General features: G+C 41.6%; 2 protein-coding genes. Both read left to right on the forward strand.

Annotation, left to right across the window (positions count from 1 at the left end; all coding sequences use genetic code 11):
- The first annotated feature begins 701 nt into the window (after positions 1-701).
- Complete coding sequence (locus PLK24_RS06280; protein WP_324477369.1) at positions 702-2,234, forward strand: YifB family Mg chelatase-like AAA ATPase; 1,533 nt, start codon at positions 702-704, stop codon at positions 2,232-2,234.
- A 2-nt stretch (positions 2,235-2,236) separates the two neighbouring features.
- On the forward strand, positions 2,237-3,180 hold a 944-nt coding region (dprA, locus tag PLK24_RS06285; protein WP_324477371.1), incomplete at its 3' end, for a DNA-processing protein DprA.

A 3,180-nucleotide genomic window follows, 5' to 3' on the forward strand; every position in this document is an offset into this window, starting at 1 on the left:
TTTTCAACATCTGCTTTCTCAAGCTTATCAACCATTTTCGAAGAAGCCTTAACTATTTCCTGGCTTAACTGGTTTATATCTTTATTGATTTTTCGAATGTGACGGTTGATAAGGACAAGGAAAAATAAAGGAAGGGATATGAGTGTGATGTATAAAAAAAGGGTATACAAGTTAAGATTATTTTCTATTATTAAAGAAAATGAGGCCAAAATTAGTGCGTTAGGTAAACCTACAAAGGTTGAAGGGATTATAAAACCCCCTCCTATTAAAGACTTTTATATTATTGAATAATCATGAAAATTATTCATAGGTAATTAATATCATATTCAAAGAAAAAATTCTACATTCTAAATGAGGTCAATGGTGATATTTTTGGTCTTCAAACCCATTGATTATTACTTTTAATTGACCACACTAATAAACAAATATTTATGATTATTTTTCCAAAGTTAAAATTTTTTTAAGATAAAAAGATCTTATTGGTTGCTTCCTAAATTAAAAAAATAAAAACTGTAACGAGGGAAAAAGAAGGAGTTATCAGGAATATTCAGAGACCGGGAAGAGAAATGGCTTTTTAATAATAGTCATTATCTATTATTTTTTATATAATAAATATTATGAGATAATAAAAATCATTGAATTAAATATAATAATGATTATAAAGATGTTGTTCGGTTCTAACCAGAGAAGGAGGATTGGAATTGTTAGCGAAAATTTTAAGTGCTACTGCCATTGGTATTGATGCGACTATAGTTGAAGCCGAAATCGACGTTGGTCCGGGCATGCCTTCCTTTAACATTGTTGGTCTTCCTGATACGGCAGTGCAGGAGGCTCGAGAACGAGTCCGTAGTGCTTTGAAAAATAGTGGTTTTACTTTTCCCGCCCGCCGGGTTACTGTTAATCTGGCACCGGCATCACTCAGAAAAACCGGCAGTGATTTTGATTTAGCCATCGCTCTGGGAATCTTAGCTGCTACCGGTCAGACACATTTTAATTCTGACCGAACCATTGTGGTAGGAGAATTATCGCTTTCTGGTGAAATACGACCAGTACAGGGGATTCTACCGATTGCTCACACCCTTTCTAAAGAAGCGAGCATCTATCGTTTGTTTGTAGCCGGTGGAAATGCTCGAGAAGGTGCTATTGCCGGAAAAGTTGAGGTCTATGGATTTCGTGACATCAACCAGTTATCAGATTTTCTCAATGGGAATCAATCCATGATTCCCACTACCATCGATCCTCAGAGTTTATTCATCTATAGCAATCATGAAGAAGATTTGTCAGAAGTCAAAGGACAGCGTCATGGAAAGCGAGCTTTGGAAATTTCAGCTGCCGGTGGTCATCACCTTCTTTTTGTTGGTCCACCCGGATCGGGAAAGACCATGTTATCAAAAAGGTTACCTGGATTACTGCCCTTATTATCACTGGAAGAGGCAATTGAGGTGACTAAGATTCATAGCGTTGCCGGACTGATATCCGCTGACCAACCCTTAGTTATCAGCCGTCCTTTCCGGTCTCCCCATCATACCATTTCCGATGTGGCTCTGATTGGTGGTGGTCAATTGCCGCGACCTGGAGAAATTAGTCTTTCCCATCATGGAGTACTTTTTCTTGATGAAGTGTTGGAATTTAAAAGAAATGTATTGGAAGCGTTACGCGAACCCCTCGAGGAGGGAAAGATTACCATCTCCCGAGCCAGTATGACCACAACTTACCCAGCAAAATTTACTCTGGTCGCATCATGTAATCCATGCCCCTGTGGCTTCTTGGGGGATACCAAGAAAACCTGCACTTGTTCGACCTCCCAAATCATCCGCTATCGGAGTCGATTATCCGGTCCTTTTTTGGATCGGATGGACCTCCAAGTCGAAATCCCTCGGTTGGATTTTTCCGACCTGTCCTCCAATACCGTTGAAGAAAACTCGGAAACGGTGAGAAAAAGAGTTGAACAAACCCGGCTTCTCCAGCAGGAAAGATACCAAAAAGAGGGAATTCATCTGAACGGGGAGATGAAAGTCCGGTATATTAAAAAGTTCTGCGTCTGTAGTCGAGAAGCCCACGATCTTCTTAAAAAGTCCATTGAAACCTTGGCATTGAGTGCTCGAGCTTACCATCGGATTTTAAAAGTTGCCCGTACCATAGCCGACCTTGACCGCTCGGAAAAAATTGATGTTGAGCACGTTGCTGAAGCTATTCAGTATCGGACATTGGATCGAAAGTATCTGGAGTTTTAAAAATGAAAGATCTTCCTTATTGGGTGGCATTTAATCATTTACCAGGCATTGGTCCGGTTCGTTTTCAGAAAATAATTGAGACCTTTGGGTCAGCAAGTGATGCTTGGAGGGCTTCTCCAAAAGATTTAGCTCATTGTCTGGGGAAAAAAATCGTTGAAGAAATTCTTCCGGTTAAATTGTCACTTCAACCGGAAGCCGTTTTCCAAAAAATCATCAAACGGGGAATCCAAATCCTCCCCATTTCCGATGAACGATATCCGGCTTTATTGAGAGACATAACGTATCCACCTTATCTGCTTTACCAACGAGGAGATTTTGATTTCCGTTCCTATAAAAAATGGATTGCCCTGGTTGGAACCCGACGAGCCACCACCTATGGAAAAAAAGTTGCCAGGTATTTGGCTCGCTCGCTGGCTGAAGAGGGTTGGGTCGTGGTGAGTGGTTTAGCTCTGGGAATTGATGGAGAAGCTCATTATGGTGCCTTGGAAGGAGAGGGAAAAACCGTTGCTGTTCTGGGAACCGGTGTCGATATTGTCTATCCAGGGTCAAATCGAGGATTGGCCGAGCGGATTCTTCACCAAAAGGGTGCCTTGATCAGTGAGTTTGTTCCTGGTTTTGGGCCACAAAAGGAAAGTTTTCCGGTTCGGAACCGACTCATTAGCGGCCTTTCTTTGGGTGTGGTGGTCGTAGAAGCTCCTTTAAAAAGTGGGGCCTTGATTACCGTTAATTTTGCCTTGGAACAGGGGAGAGAAGTGATGGCCGTGCCCGGGTCAATCTTTTCCTTCCAGAGCGAAGGCACTCACCAGCTCATCAACCAAGGAGCGCGATTAGTCCACAATGTTGCTGATATTGTTGAGGAATTGGGATTTCTGGCATCACCCCAATCGAAAATGAAGAAAAAAATAGCCCTCCCAGATTTGGATGAAGATGAAAAGGAACTCCTCAA

It is taken from the genome of Atribacter sp., assembly GCF_035418125.1.
In the GTDB taxonomy this organism is placed as follows: domain Bacteria; phylum Atribacterota; class Atribacteria; order Atribacterales; family Atribacteraceae; genus Atribacter; species Atribacter allofermentans.